The 18,260-nt window shown below is 72.5% G+C and carries 18 protein-coding genes; 7 read left to right on the forward strand and 11 right to left on the reverse strand.

Annotation, left to right across the window (positions count from 1 at the left end; all coding sequences use genetic code 11):
- Positions 1 to 3: 3 nt before the first annotated feature.
- From ribA to FBY22_RS15710, 6 genes are all read left to right on the forward strand, one after another.
- A complete protein-coding gene (ribA, locus tag FBY22_RS15690) occupies positions 4 to 708 on the forward strand; it encodes a GTP cyclohydrolase II (RefSeq protein ID WP_142146070.1) in 705 nt (234 codons plus the stop codon).
- Positions 705 to 2,414, forward strand: a complete 1,710-nt coding sequence (locus FBY22_RS15695) for a WD40 repeat domain-containing protein (protein ID WP_142146072.1) — start codon at positions 705 to 707, stop codon at positions 2,412 to 2,414. The genes ribA and FBY22_RS15695 overlap by 4 nt, the downstream gene beginning before the upstream one ends.
- Positions 2,411 to 3,427, forward strand: a complete 1,017-nt coding sequence (locus FBY22_RS15700; protein ID WP_142146075.1) for an SUMF1/EgtB/PvdO family nonheme iron enzyme — start codon at positions 2,411 to 2,413, stop codon at positions 3,425 to 3,427. Before FBY22_RS15695 ends, FBY22_RS15700 begins: the two co-directional genes overlap by 4 nt.
- A gap of 75 nt (positions 3,428 to 3,502) precedes the next feature.
- Positions 3,503 to 3,958 (forward strand): luciferase family protein, encoded by a 456-nt coding sequence (locus tag FBY22_RS15705; protein WP_142146077.1) that lies wholly within the window; start codon positions 3,503 to 3,505, stop codon positions 3,956 to 3,958.
- Between the two features lie 156 nt (positions 3,959 to 4,114).
- Complete coding sequence (locus FBY22_RS43865) at positions 4,115 to 4,258, forward strand: hypothetical protein (protein WP_160159875.1); 144 nt, start codon at positions 4,115 to 4,117, stop codon at positions 4,256 to 4,258.
- Between the two features lie 34 nt (positions 4,259 to 4,292).
- Positions 4,293 to 4,901: a hypothetical protein gene (locus tag FBY22_RS15710; RefSeq protein ID WP_142146079.1), complete on the forward strand. Its 609-nt coding sequence runs from the start codon at positions 4,293 to 4,295 to the stop codon at positions 4,899 to 4,901.
- Positions 4,902 to 4,958: 57 nt separating this feature from the next.
- Here the strand turns inward: FBY22_RS15710 and FBY22_RS15715 are convergent, their stop codons facing one another.
- The 11 genes from FBY22_RS15715 to FBY22_RS15765 all read right to left on the reverse strand — a co-directional run bounded on the left by FBY22_RS15715 (position 4,959) and on the right by FBY22_RS15765 (position 17,181).
- The gene (locus FBY22_RS15715) at positions 4,959 to 7,988 is read right to left on the reverse strand and encodes a BTAD domain-containing putative transcriptional regulator (RefSeq protein ID WP_142146082.1); all 3,030 of its coding nucleotides are present in this window, start codon (positions 7,986 to 7,988) and stop codon (positions 4,959 to 4,961) included.
- Positions 7,989 to 8,130: 142 nt separating this feature from the next.
- The gene (locus FBY22_RS15720) at positions 8,131 to 8,769 is read right to left on the reverse strand and encodes a CoA transferase subunit B (protein ID WP_142146084.1); all 639 of its coding nucleotides are present in this window, start codon (positions 8,767 to 8,769) and stop codon (positions 8,131 to 8,133) included.
- Positions 8,769 to 9,524, reverse strand: coding sequence for a CoA transferase subunit A (locus FBY22_RS15725; RefSeq protein WP_142146086.1), 756 nt, complete (start codon positions 9,522 to 9,524; stop codon positions 8,769 to 8,771). The genes FBY22_RS15720 and FBY22_RS15725 overlap by 1 nt, the downstream gene beginning before the upstream one ends.
- A gap of 14 nt (positions 9,525 to 9,538) precedes the next feature.
- Complete coding sequence (locus FBY22_RS15730; protein ID WP_142146088.1) at positions 9,539 to 10,318, reverse strand: SDR family NAD(P)-dependent oxidoreductase; 780 nt, start codon at positions 10,316 to 10,318, stop codon at positions 9,539 to 9,541.
- Positions 10,315 to 11,070 carry an SDR family NAD(P)-dependent oxidoreductase gene (locus FBY22_RS15735; RefSeq protein WP_142146090.1) on the reverse strand — a complete coding sequence of 252 codons (756 nt, stop codon included), beginning with the start codon at positions 11,068 to 11,070 and terminating at the stop codon, positions 10,315 to 10,317. The genes FBY22_RS15730 and FBY22_RS15735 overlap by 4 nt, the downstream gene beginning before the upstream one ends.
- Positions 11,067 to 12,035, reverse strand: coding sequence for a fumarylacetoacetate hydrolase family protein (locus FBY22_RS15740; RefSeq protein ID WP_142146092.1), 969 nt, complete (start codon positions 12,033 to 12,035; stop codon positions 11,067 to 11,069). The genes FBY22_RS15735 and FBY22_RS15740 overlap by 4 nt, the downstream gene beginning before the upstream one ends.
- 97 nt (positions 12,036 to 12,132) lie before the next feature.
- Positions 12,133 to 13,071: a VOC family protein gene (locus FBY22_RS15745; protein WP_142146093.1), complete on the reverse strand. Its 939-nt coding sequence runs from the start codon at positions 13,069 to 13,071 to the stop codon at positions 12,133 to 12,135.
- A complete protein-coding gene (locus FBY22_RS15750; RefSeq protein ID WP_142146095.1) occupies positions 13,068 to 14,078 on the reverse strand; it encodes an amidohydrolase family protein in 1,011 nt (336 codons plus the stop codon). The genes FBY22_RS15745 and FBY22_RS15750 overlap by 4 nt, the downstream gene beginning before the upstream one ends.
- Entirely contained in the window at positions 14,075 to 15,205 is a 1,131-nt protein-coding gene (locus FBY22_RS15755) for an FAD-dependent oxidoreductase (protein ID WP_142146097.1), read from the reverse strand. The genes FBY22_RS15750 and FBY22_RS15755 overlap by 4 nt, the downstream gene beginning before the upstream one ends.
- Before the next feature lie 24 nt (positions 15,206 to 15,229).
- The gene (locus FBY22_RS15760) at positions 15,230 to 16,186 is read right to left on the reverse strand and encodes a cyclase family protein (RefSeq protein ID WP_142146099.1); all 957 of its coding nucleotides are present in this window, start codon (positions 16,184 to 16,186) and stop codon (positions 15,230 to 15,232) included.
- Positions 16,183 to 17,181: a fumarylacetoacetate hydrolase family protein gene (locus tag FBY22_RS15765; RefSeq protein ID WP_142146101.1), complete on the reverse strand. Its 999-nt coding sequence runs from the start codon at positions 17,179 to 17,181 to the stop codon at positions 16,183 to 16,185. The genes FBY22_RS15760 and FBY22_RS15765 overlap by 4 nt, the downstream gene beginning before the upstream one ends.
- Before the next feature lie 126 nt (positions 17,182 to 17,307).
- On the opposite strand from FBY22_RS15765, the gene FBY22_RS15770 reads away from it, so the two are divergent.
- Positions 17,308 to 18,219 (forward strand): LysR family transcriptional regulator, encoded by a 912-nt coding sequence (locus tag FBY22_RS15770; RefSeq protein WP_142146103.1) that lies wholly within the window; start codon positions 17,308 to 17,310, stop codon positions 18,217 to 18,219.
- Positions 18,220 to 18,260 lie beyond the last annotated feature (41 nt).

The following is an 18,260-nucleotide window of genomic DNA, read 5'->3' on the forward strand; positions in this document are numbered from 1 at the left end:
GACATGCCCCACATACCCGGCGACACCCGCACCACCGGCCTCCGGGCCCCCTCCGTGCCCGCGCTGCGCCACCGCGACGGCGCCGGTGACCCGCCGCCGCGGGCGGAGGTGCGCCAGAGCGTGCGCATCCCCCTCTACCCGGCGACGGGAGACCCGATCACCGCCCGCGTCATGACCTTCCGCGGGCTGGTGGACGGGCGCGAGCACTTGGCGCTGCGCCTGGGGACGGTCCAGGACGGCGTGCCGCTGGTGCGGGTGCACTCCGAGTGCCTGACCGGCGACGTGTTCGGCTCCGCCCGCTGCGACTGCGGCCCCCAGCTGCGCGAGGCACTGCGCATGATCGACACCGCCGGCGGGCTGCTGCTGTACCTGCGTCAGGAAGGGCGCGGCATCGGCCTGTACAACAAGCTCGACGCGTACGGGCTGCAGGACCGCGGCCTGGACACCTACGAGGCCAACCGGGCCCTGGGACTGGGCGAGGACATGCGCGACTACGCGGCGGCCGCGCAGATGCTGCTCGCCCTGGGCCACGAAGAGATCGACCTGCTCACCAACAACCCCAACAAGTGCGAGCAGCTGCGCCGTTACGGCATCCGGGTGCGGCGCACCGTCGCCACGGGCGTCTTCGTCAACCCGCACAACACCGGCTACCTGACGGCGAAGGTCGCCCGCACCTCGCACACCATCCGACTGGAGGAGTCAGCGTGATACGCCATCACGGGCCGATCAGCGGCGTCGCGGCCTTCGGCGGCGCGTACGTGGCCACGGCCGGCTACGACAACCAGGTCATCCTGTGGGACGCGGCGGCGCGGACGCCGCTCGCCCGCGCCGTCCATGACCACCTCGCCAACCAGGTCGCCTTCAGCCCCGACGGGACGCTGCTGCTGACCTCGTCCAGCGACTACACCGCTCGGCTGTGGTCGGTGCCCGACATGAAGCTGCGGGCCGTCCTGAGCGACCACAAGGACGACGTGGAGATGTCCGTCTTCCACCCGACCCGGGACCTGGTCGCCACCGCCTCCCGGGACCACCTGGTGCGCGTGTACGACCTCACGGGCACGCTGGTGGCCCGGTTCGAGGGACACACCGCCGACGTCATCTCCGTCGCCTGGCTGGGAGAGGGCGACGAACTGCTGACCTCCAGTGACGACGGCACCGTCAAGCGCTGGTCCCTGGCGGCCGGCGGCATGGTCGGCGAGGTCGACCTCGGCGGTGTGGAGACCGACACCATCGCGATCACCCGGGCCGGTGTGGTGTACGCCGGCAACGACGACGGCGAGATCATCACCATCGCCGACGGCCGCACCGGCAAGGCCCCGGCGCACGAGGCAGGCATCAAGCGGCTGGTGTACAACGCGGCCACCGAGTCCCTGGTCAGCCTCAGCTACGACCGTGCCCTTCGGGTGTGGGACGCCTCCGACGCGGACGCCGGGCTCCGGCTCACGCACACCGCCGAGTTCCCCGCCGAGGTGTGGGCCCGCTCGTGCGCCTTCCTCGACGACTCCACGCTCGTCTTCGGGACCTTCGGCTCGTCCTACGCCGTGTACCGCGTCACCGACGGCAGCTGGGACCTGACGGGAGTGGAGCCCACGGCGTGCGTCAACGCGGTCGTCACCACCGCCGACGGCGCCCTCTGGACGACCGGCGACGCCGGAATCGTATGGGTCGACGGACGGCAGCGGGCCGCCACCGGCAGCCTGTGCAACTTCCTCGTGGAGGTCGGCGGCCGTGTCCTGACCGGCGGCCAGCTCGGCCGGGTCTTCGACGCCCGCGACGGCCGCGTCCTGCACCAGCACCGCTCACCGCTGAACTGCGCCGCCGCCTTCACCCGCGAGGGCGTGCCGCACGTGGTGGTCGGCGCCTACACGGGAGAGGGCCTGGTGTTCGCCGTCCGCGAGGGACAGGATCCCGAGCACGTCGCGACGCTGCCCCTGCACACCAACGCGGTCAAGGGCGTCGCGGTCTCCGGGGACACGCTGTTCGCGGTGTGCGCGGACGCCTCGGTGTCCTGGTTCTCCCTGGAGACGTTCACCGAGACCGGCCGCGTGGACGAGGCCCACGCGCGGATCGCGAACGGCTGCGCCCCGCTGCCGGGCGGCCGTTTCGCCAGCGTCAGCCGGGACCTGACCCTGCGGATCTGGGACGGCCGCACCAGCCGTACCGTGCCCACCCCGCACGACCACTCCGTCAAGTGCGTCGCCGCCTCCACGGACGGCCACCTGGTGGCGACGGGCTCGTACGCGGGCACGGTTGCCGTCTACGACGTGACCACCGGGGACTGGCCGCACGTATTGCGGCCCACCACGGCGGGCATCTCCAGCCTGCACTACGACGCCGCCCACGGCCGGTTCCTCGCCTCCTCCTACGACGGGCGGGTCTACCCGCTCCAGCCCCGGCCGGAGCCGGCCCCATGACCACGGCCGACACCCTGGCGGTCAACCCCAACGAGCTGGACGACCGCACGGCGATGGGACTGCCCGCGGCCTTCACCGACCGCGTCGACCAGGACCGGCTGCGGCGGCTGACCCGCACGCTCGCGGGCAAGGACCCGCAGGAACTGGCAGCGCGGGTGGCCGACCCGCGGGCCGACCGGCTGCTTCGGCTGGCCGCGGGCCAACTCCTCGCCCTGCTGGGCGATCCCCGCATCGACCCGCTGGCGCCGGCGATGGAGGACGTCCCGGCCGCCCGCGTACGCCTCGGCCTGGCGGCGGACCGGGTCGACGCCGTCGCCGACGCCTGGCGGCACGTGGGCGTCACGCGCGCGTGGATCGCGAAGGAGGCACCGGAGTACGACGCCGACATCGCCGCCTTCCGCATCGCCCGCTACCCGGTCACCAACGCGGAGTACCGGCTGTTCCTGACCGAGCACCCGGACGCCGGACTGCCCACCTCGTGGCGCTTCGGCGTGTACCCCGCCCACCTGGCCAACCACCCGGTGTGGAGCGTGTCCCCGCAGGACGCCGACGCGTACGCGGCCTGGCTCGCCCGCCGCACCGGACGCGCCTTCAGGCTGCCGACCGAGGCGGAATGGGAGTACGCGGCCTCGGGCGGCGACGGGCGCGCCTACCCGTGGGGCGAGGAGCCCGGCGAGGACTTGGCCAACACCGTGGAGTACGGGCCCCTGGCCACCACCCCGGTCGGCATGTACCCGGCAGGACGCAGCCCGTTCGGCGCGTACGACATGGCCGGCAACGTCGAGGAGTACGTCGCCGACGACTACCGTCCCTACCCGGGCGGCCAGTATGTCGACGACGACCTGCACGCGGACACCGACGCCGGCTACCGGGTGGCCCGGGGCGGCAGCTTCACCCGCTACGCCGACCTGGCCCGCTGCCGCCGACGGCACGGCTGGTACCGGCGCGACATCTACGCCATGGGCTTCCGGCTCGCCGAAACGCCGCCCGCCCCGGGCGTCGCGGCGGGGTGAGGATCCGGTGAGCCGTCATCCGCGTCCGGCGCCGCCACCGTGACCGGCAGCCGGACGGGAGGAGGGTGAGCGGGCATGCCTCTGCCGTCACGCCGGGGCGCCGCCCCGCTGGTCGTGACCGGTGAACCGGTGGAGCAGCTGACCGACCCGGCACCGGCCGCGCTCAGGGAGCGGCTCGTCGACGCCGTCGCCGCACTCGACGGGGTCCGCACGGGTCCCTCGTACGTCTGCGTACGGGGGACCTGCGCGTTCCATCTCGCGCCGGTCCTCGCCCATGGGCCGGCCGAGGCGTTCCTGGCCGGCTCGGAGTTCGGGCACGTGCATCCGCCGTACGACGGGAGCGTGCACCTGATGCTGCCCGGCCGGTGGGCGCGGTGGGCGGTCGCGGCGGGGTGGGGCGTGACCGTCGTACCGCGCGGTTCGCTGCTGGTCTACGGCCCGCGTGACGAAACGGAGTCGATGGTCGTCGAACTCCTGCTGCGGCAGGCCTACTTGTTCGCCCGCGGTGATCCGTTCCCCGAACCGGCGTGACTCAGCTCCGGTGACGCGGGAGAGCCCGGCGTCGGTCGAGGGCAAGGGGCCCCTGGCCTGTCGGGTAACCGGGCGGTATCGGACCGGGACATCGTCGGGATCCGTTGGTCGCATCGTGGTGGCACACCAGGAACGGACAGCTGAAAGGAACGCGACATGCGTTGGTTGGGACATGCGGCAGTGGCCGTGGTCATGGCGGCGGTGGTCGGCTGGGCGGGGGCCACGGCGGGATCCGCCGGTGCGCACGCCGTCGACGGACGCGGCCTGGTCCTGGCCACCGATGTCGGCCCCACTCACTGACAGCCGTCGCGCGCCGGGCCGGGAGGAGACCGTGATGACGGTGCACCAAGGGCGGTTTCCGCTGGTTCTCCTGCCGGGACCGGACACCCCGGTGGCGGAGGTGGCCGGTCTGGTCCGGGCCCTGCCCGCCGGTCTCCGGCCGGTCGTGCTGCGCCCCGGCACGGGGGCGCGCACGCCGACCGGCCTGCCGGAGGCCCTCGCCCGGCAGGTACGCGACGCGGGCGTGCGGGGCCCCTTCGCGGTGCACGGCTGGGGAAGCGGCGCCCATCTGGGCCTGGCGCTGGCAAGGGAGTTCGAGCGGGCGACGGGGCACGCGGTCTGCACCACCCTGTTCGTGTCGGACGCGATCACCCCCGGCCGTACGGCCGAGGCGCGCCGCACGGTCACCGAGAGCCGGCTCGTGGTCTGCACCGACCGGACGTCGGCGCGGTTCGACGGGTCCGGTCTGCAGGCGTGGTGCCGCCACTCCACGTCCGGCACGGAGTTCGTCACCCTGCCGTCGGGCCCGCGGGCGGCCCGTGCGGCGGCCCTGTCCCGGCTGATCGCCGCACGGCTGCTCCCGGCCGCGGGCCGCCCGTCCGCAGCGCGGGCGGCGACGGCACACGTGCCGGGCGGTGACGTCGTGGCCGGCTCCGCGCCCTGACCGCCGAATCCGTCACCGCCCGCCCGCTTCCGGCCGCCGCGCCCTGACGCGTCACACTCAGGGCCCGGCGGCCGGGTCCATTTCCACCCTCGTGCCCAGCGCCATCGCCGCGGCGTGCTCCTGCGCCGCCAGCCCGTGCCCGTCGGCGGCGGTCCCGTCGCCCAGGGCCCGCAGGGACTGGGCCAGCCCCTGGTGCGCCCGGACCATCTCCGTGCGCAGCCCGATGCCCGTGGCCCGCTCCAGCGCGGCCCGGTGGCGGTCCACGGACCGTCGGTGCTGCCCGCGCGCACCGTCGATCCGGCCCAGCACGTTCTCGGCCGCGGCCTGTCTGGCCTGCGAGCCATGACCGCGGGCCAGGTCCAGGGCGTTCACCGCGTGCTCGTGAGCCGAGTCCGGGCGCCCCGCCCGCAGTTCCGCCTCGGCCAGGTTGCACAGCACCAGCGAGGTGAGCGCCGGCGCGCGCAGCGGTTCGCACAGCGCCCGGGCCCGGTCGAGGCACTCGGCCGCCGCGTCGAGCCGCTCCAGGCCGAGATGGGCGAGCGACAGATTGGCCAGCGCGGTCACCTCGATCCCCGCGTCACCGGTGTCGCGGGCCAGTGCGGCGGCCCGCTGCCCGGCCTGCACGGCCTCGGGCAGACGCCCCAGGCGCTCCCGGGCGAAGCACAGGTTGGCCAGGGCCTGCGCCTCCTCCCGCGCGGAGCCGAGCGCCCGATGGGCCTCACTCGCACGCGCCAGGTATCCGACGGCCTCCCGCAGACGTCCGACGCTGGTGCACAGCACGCCGAGCCGGCTCAGGCAGGCCGCCTCGGTGCGCGGGTCTTCGAGGCCGGCGGCGATCTCCAGCGCCTCCTCTGCCGAGGCGATGCCCTCCTGGAACAGGTCACGCTGCCACTGGGCGACCGCCTGGTTGATCAGCGAGACGCACAGCAGCTCCGGATCGCCCTCCTTGCGGGCGCTGTCCACCGCAAGCCGGGCCGTGTGCTCGAAGTCGGAGAAGTGGTTCTGGGCGTGCAGATGGAAGCCGACGCCGCGACTGAGCCACGCGGCGTGCCGGTGCAGGCCGTGCTGGTCGGCGAGATGGACGACCGCCACAACGTTTCGCCACTCCTGGGCGAACCACCGCTGCGCCTCCTCGGGGCGCAGGGCCGGTGCCGCCGCTGCCTGGGTCGGTGGGGCGCAGCCGTAACGCACCCGTCCGGGAAACAGGGCGTCACACGCGCGTTCCAGGTCGGTCACCATGCGGGCGGCCAGGCGCCGCACCGCGGCCGAGCGCTGTGGGCCGTCGTCGGCCGGCAGGGTGCGGGCGAAGCTGTGCACCAGGTCGTGGAAGGAGTACCGGCCGAACTCGAACTCCTGCAGCAGATGCACGTCCAGCAGGTACTCCAGGACCCGTTCGGCACTGTGCGCATCGGTGTCCAGGAGGGCGGCGGCGACCGGCACCGCGAAGTCGACTCCCGGATACAGGCTCAACAGCCGGAAGTGGGCGCGGTGTTCGGGTTTCATGGCGTCGTACGACATTCGCAGGGCCGTTGCGACGCTGCGGTCCCCGGACTCCAGTTCGCCCATGATGCGGGAGTCGTCGCCGAGCCGTTCGGTCAGGTGGCGCAGCGTCCAGTGGGGACGCTTGCGCAGGCGGGCGGCGGACACCCGCAGGGCGAGCGGAAGCCGGCCGCACAGCCGGACCAGGTGTGCGACGGCGTCCGGTTCGGCGGCCACCCGGTCGGCGCCGAGAATGCTGCGCACCATCTCGACGCTGTCCTCCTCGGACAGCAGCCCCAGGGAGAGCCCTTCGGCGCCCTCCAGTTCGGGCAGCCGGACCCGGCTGGTGATCAGGACCAGACTGCCGGGGGAGGCGGGCAGCAGCGGGCGTACCTGCGCCGCGTCGACGGCGTTGTCCAGGACCAGCATCAGCCGTCGGCGGGCGCTGGTGACCCGCCACAGTGCGACGCGGCTGAGCACGTCGTCGGGTACGGACTTGCCGGCCACCCCCATCGCCCGCAGCAGGACGCCGAGTGCCGTTGCCGTGGAGAGGGGTTCCTCCCCGGGGGTGAAGCCCCGGAGGTCGACGTAGAGCTGCCCGTCGGGATAGGTGTCGGCGAGGCGGTGCGCCGCGTGCACGGCCAGGGCCGTCTTGCCGCTTCCGCCCATGCCGTCGACGAGCAGGATGCGCGGGCTGGTGCGGTCGCCCGTGGGGGACGGCGCGGTGACGAGTCGCTGGATCTCCTCGTGGCGGCCGGTGAAGTCCGCGAGGTCGTACGGCAGCGTGCACGGGGCGGTCCCGGTGACCGCGAACGGCGGCTCGGCGGTGTCGCGGACGAGCGGTGGCGCGTCCAACTCGGGGTCCGCGCGCAGGATCTGCTCGTACAGGGCGGCCAGTTTGGGGCCGGGGTCGATGCCGAGCTCCTCCGCCAGCGAGGTCCGCAGCCGCGTGTACTCCTCCAGCGCCTCCGCCTGTCGCCCGGCGCGGTAGAGGGCGAGCAGCAGGTGGCCGCGCAGTACTTCCCGGTAGGGGTGCGCGGTGACGGACTCGCGCAGTTCGCCGATGAGCCCGCTCGACTCGCCGAGGTCGAGGCGCAGTTCGAAACACTGCTCGGTCGCGGTCAGGCGCTTCTCCTCCCACGCGGCCGCGGCGGCGTCGATGAGGGGGCCGCCGGTGCCGCCGAGGATGGGGCCGCGCCAGGAGTCCAGTCCGGCTTTCAACTGCATGACAGCGTTGTCAAGAAGCCCTTCGGCGCGGGCCTCCTGCGCGCGGCGCATCCGGATGTCGAACATCCGCAGATCCGACTGGCCGTCCTCGAGCATCACGCGGTAGCCCGGCGGTTCGGTGACGATGAACTCGTGCCCGGACGGTAACCGCCGGCGCAGTTCGGCGACCGCCTTGCGGACCTGGTGGACCGCCGTGGACGGCGGCGCCTCCTCCCAGACCGCCTCGACCAGCCGCGAGACGGGAACGATCCGTCCCGGCTCAAGCAGCAGCATGGCGAGTACGCGTTCGTTGACAGGGCCACCAGGTCTGATCCGTCTGTCTCCCGCCCAGATCTCGAGGGGGCCGAGTACGTGGAAGCGCAGATGGGGGGTGGAGTGCATGGTCGGTGCTCCAACTCGCGGTAAGTGCCACTGATTCCCCCGCAGGCCAGGTGCCTCATATGTCCGAGCTAATTGCCCGCTGAACATACTTACCCTTCCACGCCGCGCCACGGCCATGCACCGAAACCGGGCGGGGAGCGTCTCAGGGGCGGCTGTTCAACAGCCTTACGGGGGTGAGCCGTTGCAGCTCCTCCACCGTGACACCCGGAGCGGTCTCGACCAGGCCCAGGCCGTCGGGTGTGACGTCGAGGACCGCGAGGTCGGTGATGATCCGGTGGACGCACCGCTCTCCGGTGAGGGGCAAGGTGCACTCCTCGATGATCTTGGGGCTGCCGTCCTTGGCGGTGTGCTCCATGAGGACGATGACGCGGCGGGCGCCGTGGACCAGGTCCATGGCACCGCCCATGCCCTTGACCATCTTGCCGGGGATCATCCAGTTGGCGAGGTCGCCGGTGGCCGAGACCTGCATGGCGCCCAGCACGGCGGTGTCGATGTGGCCGCCGCGGATCATGCCGAAGGAGAGCGCGGAGTCGAAGAAGGCGGCTCCGGGCAGCACGGTGACGGTCTCCTTGCCCGCGTTGATGAGGTCGGGGTCGACCTCGTCGTCGGTGGGGTAGGGGCCGGTGCCCAGGATGCCGTTCTCGGAGTGCAGGGTGACGTGCACGCCTGCCGGGAGGTGCCCGGGGATCAGGGTGGGCAGGCCGATGCCGAGGTTGACGTAGGAGCCGTCGGTGAGTTCGGCGGCGGCGCGGGCGGCCATCTGCTCGCGGGTCCAGGCCATCAGGAACGTACCGTCCTCTTCTCGATCTGCTTGTCGGCGGCCTGAGCGGCCGTCAGTTCCACCACGCGCTGCACGAACACGCCGGGCAGGTGGATGTCGTCGGGGCGCAGGTCGCCCGGTTCGACCAGTTCCTCCACCTCGGCGACCGTGACCCGGCCGGCCATGGCGGCGAGCGGGTTGAAGTTCGAGGCGGCCCCGCGGAAGCGGAGGTTGCCGTGGCGGTCGCCGCGCCAGGCCCGCACGAGGGCGAAGTCGGTGGTGATGCCGTGTTCCAGGACATGCGGGCGGCCCGCGAAGTCGCGGGTCTCCTTGGGCGGGGAGGCCACGGCGACGGAGCCGTCGGCGGCGTGGCGCCAGGGCAGGCCGCCCCGGGCCACCTGCGTGCCGACGCCGGCCGGGGTGTAGAACGCCGGGATGCCGGCGCCTCCCGCGCGCAGGCGTTCGGCGAGGGTGCCCTGCGGCACCAGTTCCACCTCCAGCTCTCCGGACAGGTACTGGCGGGCGAACTCCTTGTTCTCGCCGACGTAGGAGCCGGTGACGCGGGCGATGCGGCCCGCGGCGAGCAGGATTCCGAGACCTCGGCCGTCCACGCCGCAGTTGTTGGAGACGACCCGCAGACCGCCCGCCCCCTGTTCGTGCAGCGCGCGGATGAGGGTTTCGGGTACGCCGCTGAGGCCGAAGCCGCCGACGGCCAGCGAGGCGCCGTCGGGGATGTCGGCGACCGCCTCGGCGGCGCTCACGCGGACCTTGTTCATGCGGGGGAGTCCTTTCAGCAGGTCGCGCCGGGCAGGACGGCGGACCAGCCGCCGTCGACGACGAGGTTGGCGCCCGTGATGTACGCGGCTTCGTCGGAGGCGAGGAAGACGGCGGCGTTGACGACTTCGTCAGGTAGTCCGACGCGGCCGAGCGGGATGTGCCGGGCGATGTCGCGCATCGTGTGGTCGTCGGCGAGGAGGTCTGCGCGGGTGCCATCGGTGTCGATCATTCCGGGGCTGACGCAGTTGACGCGGACGCCGTACGGTGCGCCCTCGGCGGCGAGTTGGCGCGTCAGGGCGATGACCGCGCCCTTGGAGGCCGAGTGCGCCGTGCGCTGGTTGGTGAGCGAGCCGGTGAGGCCCGCGGTGGAGCCGACGGTGAGCACGCAGCCGCGGCTGCGGACCAGGTGCGGCCAGGCGGCGCGCACGGTCAGCCACACCGAGTCGAGCTCGGCGCGCAGGGTGAAGGCGAAGTCCTCGTACGGCTGGTCGGCGATCGCCCCGAAGCGGACGGCGCCGGCGTTGGCGTAGACGATGTCGATGCCGCCGAACGCCTCCACGGCCCCCTCCGTCCACGCGCGGACGGAGCGCTCGTCGGTGACGTCGAGCGGGCCGGGGGTGAGGGCGGTGCCGCCCTCGCGGGCGATGAGGTGCTGCGTCTCCAGAGCCTGTTCGTGCAGCAGGTCCCCGCCCACGACGAGCGCGCCCTCGGCCGCGAAGCGCAGCGCCGCGGCCCGGCCCTGTCCGCGCGCCGTCCCCGAGATCAGGGCCACCTTGCCGTCGAGCCGCTTCACCGGCCACCCTCCGGCAGCAGTGCGTCCGAGATGGACTTCACGCCGCCGTGCGCGGTCAGGCCGCCGTCGACGGGGATCTCCGCGCCGGTGATGAACGAGGAGTCGTCCGACAGCAGGAAGACGACCAGCGGGGTGATCTCGTCCACGGTGCCGGTGCGGCCCAGCGGGGTCTCCCGGATGTTCGCCTCGCGGAAGGCGGGGGCGGCGAAGGCGGTCATCTCGGTGTCGATGTAGCCGGGGTGGACGGTGTTGACGCGGATCCCGCGCGGGCCGAGTTCGAGCGCCGCCGTCTTCGACAGGCCGCGCAGCGCCCACTTGCTGGTGGTGTAGGCGACCGGGTAGTGGGCGGTGAGGGCCGCCGAGGAGCCGATGTTGACGATCGCGGAGCCGGGCGGCATGAGCGGGGCGAGGTGCTGGATACCGAGCAGCGGGCCGGTGACGTTGACGGCGTGGACGCGGTCGAGGTCCTCGGGACGTACGTCGCCCAGCCGGGCGCGCCAGGTGATGCCGGCGTTGTTGACCAGTCCGTGGACGTACCCGTACGCCTCTTTCAACTCGGTGGCGAGATCCGTCCAGTCCTTGTCGCTGGTGACGTCGAGGCGACGGCCGCCGTCGGCGGGCTCGACGTCGGTGGCGATGACGCGGGCGCCTTCCCGGGTGAGGGCCGCTGCCTCGGCGGCGCCCTGTCCGCGGGCCGCGCCGGTGACCACGACGACCTTCCCGAGGAGCCTCTTGGGATGCAGGTCGCTCACGGCCGCTCCCGGGAACGGCGCCGGCCGGCGGGCAGCGGCACGGGCTCGGCACCGGGGACGACGGTGTTGGTGAGGGTGCCGATGCCCTCGACGGTGAGGGTGACGGTGTCGCCGGGCTTGAGCGGCGGCGGGCTCTGCTCGCCGCGCAGGCCCCACAGTTCGGCGAGGCAGCCGCCGTTGCCGCAGGTGCCGGAGCCCAGGACGTCGCCGGGCAGCACCCGGGTGCCGCGGGAGGCGTAGGCGACCATCTCCTCGAAGGTCCAGCTCATGTTGGACAGCAGGTCACGGCCGATGGTCTCGCCGTTGACCTCGGCGGTCAGCGCGAGGCGCAGGAAGCCGTCGGCGTCGCGGTACTTGTCCAGTTCGTCGGCGGTGACGAGGCAGGGGCCGAGGGTGGTGGCGGTGTCCTTGCCCTTGCAGGGGCCGAGGCCCACCTTCATCTCGGCGGACTGCAGGTCGCGGGCGGACCAGTCGTTGAAGACGGTGTAGCCGACGATGTGGTCGCGGGCCTGCTCTGGGGTGAGGTCGCGGCCCTCGCGGCCGATGACGGCGGCGACCTCCAGCTCGAAGTCCAGCACCGCGGAGCCGGGCGGCATCGGGATGGCCTCGCCCGTCGCGTGGACGGCGTGCGGGTTGGTGAAGTAGAAGGTGGGGGCTGCGTACCACTGCTCGGGCACTCCGGCGGCCCGGTCGACGGACCGTCGTACGCCTTCGACGTGTTCCTCGAAGGTGACGAAGTCCCGTATCGAGGTGGGCTGGAGCGGTGGCAGCAGGCGCACCTGGGAGACGTGCGGGCCGGGTGGTACGTCGAAGGTGGCGGCGCCGAGGTCGAGGAGTGCGGGCAGTCCGTCTGCGGCGGTGAGGGCCTCGGTGAGGGAGCGGACGCCGGGCACCGGGTACAGCACTCCGTCGTCGACGACCGCGAAGCGGCGCTGGTCGTGGTGTTCGTAGGCGGCGAAGCGCATGAGCGGCTCCTGGCTCGGGGCTGGGGCCCGGGGGCACGGCGGGCGGTGCGTCAGGGCAGTTGACAGGGCTGCCGTGCCCCCGGGAGTCGGGGTGGGATCAGACCGGCGGGGCGACGAAGCAGCCGCGGTCGGGGTCGTTGAAGGACTCCTTGGCGATGAGTTCGTTCATGGGGTTGGCAGTGCCCCACTGGTCGGTGACCTCGGGCCGGGAGAAGTCGTAGACGTGCGGGTGCCAGGTGTCCTCGTCCAGCAGCTCCAACTCCGTCGTGTACTCGACGGTGTTGCCGTGCGGGTCGAGGAAGTAGGTGAAGGTGTTGTCGCCCGCCATGTGCCGGCCGGGGCCCCAGATCTTCTTGAACCCTGCGCGGATGACGCGACCGGAGCCCCGCATGTACTCGTCGATGCCGCGCATCTCGAAGGAGACGTGGTGCAGCGAGGTGTGCGGGCCCTTGGCGAGGGCCATCGAGTGGTGCTGGTTGGAGATCCGCATGAAGTGCATGACCTCGCCCATGTGCGGCGAGCTGAGCGTGTCGGACAGGCTGAAGCCGAGGTGCCGCTCGTACCAGTCCCTCGTCCGGTCCAGGTCGGGGGAGTTGAGCACGACGTGGGACAGCTTGACCGGGATCGACTCCTTCTCCTCGATCTTGCGGTGCCTGCGCACCTCGACGTCGGCGGAGACCTCGATGGTGCGGCCGTCGACGTCGAAGAAGCGGAAGCCGTAACCGCCGCCGGGGGTGTCCACCTTGCCCGGCTGTGAGATCAACTGCACGCCACCGGCCAGGAGTCGCTCGGCGAGCGTGTCGACGTCCGCCGCGCTCGCGGCGCCGTAGGAGACGAGGTCGAGGCGCTTCTCGTCGGCCTTGCGCAGCCGGACGACGTACTGCTCGGGGGAGCCCTCGGCGGCCAGGAAGGAGATGCCGGAGTCCTCCTCGACCTTGGTCAGGCCCCACACGCCGGCGTAGAAGTCGAGTTGCCTGTCGTAGTCGGGCACGGCGAGGTCGACGTGCCTGAGGTGGGTGAGAAGACGTGCGCTCATGGTGTCACTCCCAGGGAGAGGAGGGCGGCGGCGTTGCCACCGCGGACGGCGTCGAAGTCGGCGTCGGGCAGGCGTGCCGCGCGCAGGGCGCCGACCGGGTCCCGCGTGCCCATGTCGAAGGGGAAGTCGGAGCCGAGCAGTACCCGGTCGGGCCCGGCGGCCCGGACCAACTCCCGCAGCACCGACGGGTCGTGCACGAGGGAGTCGAAGTACAGGCGCTTGAGGTAGCTGCTCGGCAGGTGGGCGCAGCCGGCGTCGGCGTCGGAGCGGGTCGTCCAGGCGTGGTCGGAGCGGCCGATGTGGGTGGGCAGGTAGCCGCCGCCGTGCGCGGCGATCACCTTCAGCCCCGGATGCCGGTCCAGTACGCCGGAGAAGATCAGGTGCGACAGCGCGACGGCGTTCTCCGTGGGCTGGCCCACGGTGTTGGACAGGTACCACCGGTCCAGCCGCTCGTCGAGCGTGCAGCCGAAGGGGTGCAGGAAGACGAGCGCGCCCGTCTCCTCGGCCCGCGTCCAGAAGGGTTCGTACGCCGGGTCGGACAGTTCCCGGCCCGGTGCGTGGCTGGAGATCTCCACCCCGGCCAGACCCTGTTCCAGCGCGTGGTCGAGCGCGCCCACGATCAGGTGCGGGTGCTGCAGCGGGACGAGTCCGAGGCCGCGCAGCCGGTCGGGGGCGGCCGAACAGTGGGTGGCGGTCGCCCCGTTGGCGAGCCGGTACAGCTTTTCGGCGGTCTCCTCGTCCGTCCAGTAGTGGTAGTGCGAGGGGGAGGGGCTGACGAGTTGGAGGTCCACGCCCTGGGCGTCCATCGCGGCCAGCCGTGCGGTGACGTCGAGCAGCAGCGGGATGCGTTCGCGCACCATGGGGCCGTTGACGGCGAGGGCCGCGGGTCCGTTGCGCCGGGCGTCCAGCGCCTTGGCCTCGGCCAGTCCGGGCAGGCCCTCCACCAGGGACTCGACGTCGGGCAGCAGCAGGTGGGCGTGTACGTCGACGGTGGGGGGCGTGGTCACGGCAGCTCCCTGAGCATGGTCATGGTGCGGCCCATCAGGCCGGGCAGGTCCGCGTCGCGCACGCCGTCCAGCTGCCACTGCCCGATCTGCACGGACGCCTCGACCACCGGACGGACGCGTGCGATGCGCCGCTCGTAGTACGCCTGGAACAGCGCGTCGTCCCAGTCGTCCGCTGCGGTCAGCCGTTGCGTGAGCACCCACGCGTCCTCCAGGGACATGGCGGCGCCCTGCGCGAGGGTGGGCGGACAGCAGTGCGCGGCGTCACCGACCAGCACGACCCGGCCGCGGTGCCAGGAACCCTCTACCAACAGCCGGTCGAACCAGGTGTAGTTGACCTTCGCCGGGTCGGTGATGTGCTCGGTGATCTCCGGCCAGAAGCCGCCGTAGGCGGCGGCGAGACGCCGCATCTCCTCGGCGTAGGTCTCCGGCGGTATCGACGCCCGGTCGCGGTTGGCCTCGACGACGTAGGCGTAGATCGTCGTGTCGCTCGTCGGGCAGTAGCCGGCGATGTAGGCGGGGCCGCCGTAGGCGAGGTCGGTGCGGGTGACGCCGGCCGGGCGGGGGGCGGCGACGCGCCAGATGGCCATGCCGGTGGGTTCGGGCTTGGCGGTGATGCCGATGGTGGCGCGGGTGGTGGAGCCGAGGCCGTCGGCGGCGATCACCAGGTCGTAGCGGCCCTCGGTGCCGTCGGTGAAGCGTACGGTCACGCCGACGTCGTCCTGTTCCAGGGACTCGGCGCTGGTGCCAAGGCGCACCGAGGCGCCACTCGCACGGACGGCGTCGCAGAGGATGCTCTGCAGCCGGGGGCGCTGCATGCCGACGGTGGCGGGCAGGTCGTCACCGCCGGTGCGGATGTCCCGGGCGACGTGCAGGACCGTGCCGTCGGGGGCGGTGATGCCGACGGACCCGAACCCGAAACCGGAGGTCCTGATCTGCTCCCAGACGCCCAGTTCGCGCAGCACGCGCAGGGCGTTGCCCTGGAGGGTGATGCCGGAGCCGGCGGTGGCGTTCCAGTCGTCCTTGGCCTCGATCAGGTCCACGGCCAGACCCGCGCGCCGCAGCAGGATCGTCGCGGCGTTGCCGGCCGCGCCGCCGCCTATGACGAGGACCGTGCGGGGTGTGCTCATGGGGGAACTCCTTCGTTCCGCTGGTTACTTGACGGCGACGGGGTTGACGGGCGAGCCGACGGCGCCGGTGATGGGCAGGGGAGCGGCGGTCAGCCAGAACTCGTGCACGCCGTCGGCCGCGCAGTCCTCGGCCAGGCCTTCCAGGTCCCACATCTCGCCGATGAGCAGGCCGATGTTGGGGATCGCGACCTGGTGCAGGGGCTGGAAGGCGTGCTCGAACTCGTTCGGGCGGACCTCGAAGCCCCAGGTGTCGGTGGCGATCGCGGCGATCTCGCTGCCGTGCAGCCATCCGGCGGTGGTGAACGACAGGCCCGGCGCCGGGCCGCCCGCGTAGTCGCCCCAGCCGTCGCGGCGCGCCCGGGCGAGCTGTCCGGTGCGCACCAGAACGATGTCGCCGCGTCCCACGCTCACCCCGTGCGCCTCGGCGGCCGCCGTCAGGTGCTCCGGCGTGATCGCGAAGCCGTCGGGCAGCTCTCCCGCCTCGCCTACGACACGGCCGACGTCCAGCAGCACGCCGCGCCCGGCGACATGCGGGGCCATGTGCTCGATGCCGGTGACGAGGTCGCCGTCGGAGGTGACGACCTTCTCGGCCGGGCGTCCGTTCCAGGCCTTGCCGTGGTCGAAGATGTGGCCGAGGCCGTCCCACTGCGTGGAGCACTGCAGCGGCATCGCGATCACGTCGTCGGCGCCGCCGATGCCGTGCGGGAAGCCCTGGTTGCCCAGGGCGGCGTCGGTGCCGGTGTCGAGCATGGTGTGCACCGGGTTGGTGCGCCGCCGCCAGCCCTTCTGCGGGCCGTTCATGTCGAAGGACTGCGCCAGCGAGAAGCTGGCCCCGCGCCGGACCAGGGCGGCGCCCTCGCGGCGCTTGTCCTCGTCGAGGAAGTTCAGGGTGCCGAGCCGGTCGTCCTCGCCCCAGCGCCCCCAGTTGGAGTACGACTTGGCGGCCTCGGCGATCGCGCCCTCGGGATCGAGCCGGTTCACGACGCCTCCGCGACACAGCGGGTGCGCTGGGCACCGAGACCGGTGATCGCCCCGTCCATCACGTCGCCGTCGCGCAGCAGCCGCCCCCAGTGCATTCCGTTGCCGGCCGGGCTGCCGGTCAGCACCAGGTCCCCGGGCAGCAGACGGGCGGTCTGCGAGGCGTACGACACCATCCGCGCGACCTTGAAGATCATGTCCTTGGTCGACTCGTCCTGCATGGTCTCGCCGTTGAGTTTCAGCGTGACGCGCAGGTCGTCCGGGTCGGTGATCGACTCGGTCGGCACGATCCACGGCCCGAGCGGCGTGAAGCCCGGTGCGTTCTTGCTGCGCAGCCAGTCGGTGCCGATCTGCGGCATGTCACGGCGGAAGACGGTCGCACGATCGGTCAGGTCGTTGGCGATCGTGTACCCCGCGATGTACGCGGGCGCCTCCTCGACGGACACCCGGTGCGCCGCCCGGCCGATCACGACCGCCAACTCCAGCTCCCAGTCCGGCTGTTCGGCCCACGCGGGCAGGACGACGTCGTCGTACGGCCCGGTGATCGCACTGGGCAGGCCGATGAAGACGTACGGCAGGTCCTCGGCCGCCCGGCTGTCCATGATCTCCGCCGCTTCGGCGCGCCGCTCGGCCTCGGGCCGGTCGTCACCGGGCGCGCGGTGTGCCACGTGCAGGTCGATCACGTGCTGCCGGTAGTTCGCGCCCGACTGGAGGACCTGGCGCGGTTCGACCGGGGCGTGCACGTGAAGGTCCGCGAGCGGAGTCCGGCCGAGGCCCGTGTCGGCGGCCAGCGCGTGCAGCTTCGGCAGTGTGGTCTGCCAGTCCTCCAGCAGGTTCAGCACGGTCAGCCGCTCGTCGCCGAAGGCGGACCGCAAATCCAGAACGAGGCCGTCGGGAGTGACCAGGGCGGGAAAGCGAGGCCCGTCCGGGGCCGAGAGCGTCGCGAGAGCGAAGGGTCCGGCGAAGAGCCTGGACGCGGATTCGGGTTTCACGGACATGTCCTCCTGATTGCGGTGCGACTAATCTGGACCCCGCACCCGTGATCAGGGAAATAGATTGTGTGGATCACCGTAATCCGTCACATGGATAGTCCCCGATCGGCGCCGCACTGCTGAGGGAAGCGCATGAACCTGGCCCGTCTCGATCTCAACCTCGTCGTCGCCCTGCGGGCCCTGCTGGAGGAGCGCAACGTCACCCGTGCCGGGCAGCGCGTCGGCCTCAGCCAGCCCGCGATGAGCGCCGCCCTCGCCCGGCTGCGCAGGCACTTCGACGACGACCTGCTCGCCCGCGTCGGCGGCCACTACGAACTCACCGCGCTGGGGCAGATGCTGCTGGACCGCACCGCCACCGCCTACGACGTGCTGGAACGCCTTTTCGCCAGCCAGGCGGACTTCGATCCGGCCAAGGAGAACCGCGAGTTCAAGCTGCTGGCGTCCGACTACGCCGTGGCCGTCTTCGGCACCGAACTGGCCCGCGTGGTGCACGAGGAGGCCCCGGGCATCCGGCTGCGCTTCACCCACACGCCGACGACCGTCGTGGACGACACCGCGACCCTGCTCAGCGCCACCGACGGACTGCTCATGCCGCACGGCGTCATCAGCGACTTCCCCGCCACCGACCTCTTCGACGACCGCTGGGTCTTCCTCGTGGCGCGCGACCACCCGAGCGTCGACGACCGCCTCAGCCGCAAGGACCTGGAACGGCTGCCCTGGGTGACGTACCAGCGGACCTACGACGCTCCCGCGGTGCGCCAGCTCGGCATGCTGGGCGTCGAACCGCGCGTCGAGGTCTCCGTCGACAGCTTCCAGCTGCTGCCGCTGCTGGTCGCCGGCACCCGGCGGGTCGCCCTCGTGCAGTCGCGCCTGGCCCGGCTGCTGGCACCCATCGCCGCCGTCCGCGTGGTGGAACCGCCGTACGAGGCCGTACCACTGCGGGAGGCGTTGTGGTGGCATCCGGTGCACACGCACGACGCGGCCCACATCTGGCTGCGCGAGACGGCCGCGCGGGTGGGGGCGCGGTTGCAGTCCGAGAACTGAGCCGGAACAGGCCGTTCAGGGGCGACGGGGGCTGACGGCGT

Source organism: Streptomyces sp. SLBN-31 (assembly GCF_006715395.1).
Taxonomy (GTDB): Bacteria; Actinomycetota; Actinomycetes; order Streptomycetales; family Streptomycetaceae; genus Streptomyces.

Coding starts and splice junctions, on each gene's coding strand:
- ribA (WP_142146070.1), top strand. CDS start 4: ATGCCCCACATACCCGGCGACACCCGCACCACCGGCCTCCGGGCCCCC.
- FBY22_RS15700 (WP_142146075.1), top strand. CDS start 2,411: ATGACCACGGCCGACACCCTGGCGGTCAACCCCAACGAGCTGGACGAC.
- FBY22_RS15705 (WP_142146077.1), top strand. CDS start 3,503: ATGCCTCTGCCGTCACGCCGGGGCGCCGCCCCGCTGGTCGTGACCGGT.
- FBY22_RS43865 (WP_160159875.1), top strand. CDS start 4,115: ATGCGTTGGTTGGGACATGCGGCAGTGGCCGTGGTCATGGCGGCGGTG.
- FBY22_RS15710 (WP_142146079.1), top strand. CDS start 4,293: ATGACGGTGCACCAAGGGCGGTTTCCGCTGGTTCTCCTGCCGGGACCG.
- FBY22_RS15715 (WP_142146082.1), bottom strand. CDS start 7,988: ATGCACTCCACCCCCCATCTGCGCTTCCACGTACTCGGCCCCCTCGAG.
- FBY22_RS15720 (WP_142146084.1), bottom strand. CDS start 8,769: ATGGCCTGGACCCGCGAGCAGATGGCCGCCCGCGCCGCCGCCGAACTC.
- FBY22_RS15725 (WP_142146086.1), bottom strand. CDS start 9,524: ATGAACAAGGTCCGCGTGAGCGCCGCCGAGGCGGTCGCCGACATCCCC.
- FBY22_RS15740 (WP_142146092.1), bottom strand. CDS start 12,035: ATGCGCTTCGCCGCCTACGAACACCACGACCAGCGCCGCTTCGCGGTC.
- FBY22_RS15745 (WP_142146093.1), bottom strand. CDS start 13,071: ATGAGCGCACGTCTTCTCACCCACCTCAGGCACGTCGACCTCGCCGTG.
- FBY22_RS15755 (WP_142146097.1), bottom strand. CDS start 15,205: ATGAGCACACCCCGCACGGTCCTCGTCATAGGCGGCGGCGCGGCCGGC.
- FBY22_RS15765 (WP_142146101.1), bottom strand. CDS start 17,181: ATGTCCGTGAAACCCGAATCCGCGTCCAGGCTCTTCGCCGGACCCTTC.
- FBY22_RS15770 (WP_142146103.1), top strand. CDS start 17,308: ATGAACCTGGCCCGTCTCGATCTCAACCTCGTCGTCGCCCTGCGGGCC.